Annotated in this window: 3 protein-coding genes and 1 pseudogene; all 4 read right to left on the bottom strand. The window is 31.8% G+C overall.

The annotated features are described in order from the left end of the window. Positions 1-129 precede the first annotated feature (129 nt). Positions 130-360, bottom strand: a complete 231-nt coding sequence (locus tag ACW2QF_RS19140) for a hypothetical protein (RefSeq protein WP_455717615.1) — start codon at positions 358-360, stop codon at positions 130-132. A gap of 104 nt (positions 361-464) precedes the next feature. Continuing rightward, on the bottom strand, positions 465-671 hold the full coding sequence (locus ACW2QF_RS19135; RefSeq protein ID WP_455717614.1) for a hypothetical protein: 207 nt from the start codon (positions 669-671) through the stop codon (positions 465-467). A gap of 229 nt (positions 672-900) precedes the next feature. Further along, on the bottom strand, positions 901-1,287 hold the full coding sequence (locus ACW2QF_RS19130) for a hypothetical protein (protein WP_455717613.1): 387 nt from the start codon (positions 1,285-1,287) through the stop codon (positions 901-903). An 11-nt stretch (positions 1,288-1,298) separates the two neighbouring features. After that, positions 1,299-1,946 (bottom strand): annotated as a pseudogene (locus ACW2QF_RS19125) (hypothetical protein); the annotation flags it as partial.

The raw sequence follows: 1,946 nt of genomic DNA, 5'->3' as shown, positions 1-1,946 counted from the left end.
TACAATATCTATATAATTTAAGAATCCCTCTTTTTTTTCCGTTGATGTTATAAGAAATTCGCCATCCCTTTTTTTGATTTTATATTTTATCCCTTTGTATTCACAATACATATCAGCCATCATCCTCTCCTATTGTAAAATCCAGCCAAAATCTGAATCATAAATAAACTTTTGTGCCAGTTTTCCAGTGTCGCTGCAATATATTCCAAGAATATCTTCATCAACAAAATTTCTATTGCTTTGTATCAGTTCCGGAAGAACAATATTTTTACTTCCAGTAAAACCTCTTCCTGTATATGGTGCATTATCTATGGTAGGAAAATCTGTTGGTAACTTTACACTGATAGCATCATCCAACATATATGTAATTTTTCCATATAGCAAATTATCGATACTATTTAGTAAATTAATTTTCTTTTGCAATTAAAACTGAAAATTAATTTACCCTCGTTCAATATCACTTATCATCTTTTTCCTTCATAATATGCTACTCGCTTTTCATAAATACTTTTCTCATCTTTACCCAATTCCTTTTTTTCTTTTTTAATATTTCCATTCTCATCAAATTCTTGCATTTTTAGAACAAATCCATATTGACAAAACTCTTTTAGTTTTACATTCCCATTTTTATACCACTGAATATGTTCCCCATCGATTGTTCCTTTATCCATAATACAATAGCTCTTTAATTTACCTGATTCATAAAACCTCATGCGCTGTCCGTTTGGAATACCATTGTTGTAATAGCTATAATAATTCAATGATCCACTCGGATATCTTTCATAAAGTATTCCATCTAACGGAATTCCACCTTCCTCTAATTCATTAGTATATACTTGCTGTCCATATTCTCCCGAATTTCAAGTATAAAGCACCGCTGATAATTTAAACAATTACAAATTACAATGGTTCTTTCACAATTTCTATTTCTGCTTCATCCCTATCTATCCATTTTTGATACACACCTTTGTCAATTGGTTTCATCCCTAATTGAAGCCAATCACTATAATCTCCAACCATAATTATTATTGATATTTGTTCTGCATTTTCATCTACTACCTCAAATTTATATCCTTTATACGTTGCCCAAAACCTCTTATCATATATTTCTTCTACCTCATTCCTTTGAACATATTTTATGTATACGCTGTTATTTCCAATCCTTTTTTCAAAAAATCCTTTGCTTTCATCACAAATATTATTTGAGCGTAATACAATGCTTCCGTCTGCTTTAATTCCAGCCGAATATTCAATTCCATTATAAATAGCAAATGTAGTATTTCTCATACTTCCTCCTATTAGTCTACTGAGATAAATCTACCAAAATCTACATCATAGATAGCTATTACTGTCTCCATACCATCTTTTCCAATTTCAATTAATTGTGCTCCATCATCTATCTTAGTTAGACTAGAACACTTAAACTCTGGTATTATTTGCCCATTTGTTGCCTTTGTAAATCCATTGCCTGTAAATGGTGCTTCACCAGTTGTAACACCACCAAATTCTGAACTAAACGGAATATCAATCTTTGCTGTTTCACTCGTAGTATATCGAATAACAGCAAGTGAATCATCTGAAGCAATACTATATGCTGTATCAGGATAATCCAATCTCAAGCTATTGTAAATATCATCATAATTTTTCAATTGCTTTACATCATCAACTGTGGTTACAAAACCTCCAACTTGAGTATATGTACCATCCATATATTTTGCTATATCACTTGCAGGAATTACCTTCTGCATTAATGTATCTGCATCAGGCATTGGAACACTCTCTCGTATTGCTTTTAATGTTGCCTTCTCTACCTCCGTCAAAGTTGATACATCTCGTAATCGCAACTCATTAAACTCATCCAAAGTCAGACCTTCTTTTTTCAGTATATCTGTTATATTGTCAACAAATGATGTTTCTAAGCCACCCTTACTTCCAACTCCAGAATT

The sequence above is a fragment of the Anaerosporobacter sp. genome (assembly GCF_965301125.1).
This window is presented reverse-complemented; position numbering and strand designations above follow the sequence as displayed.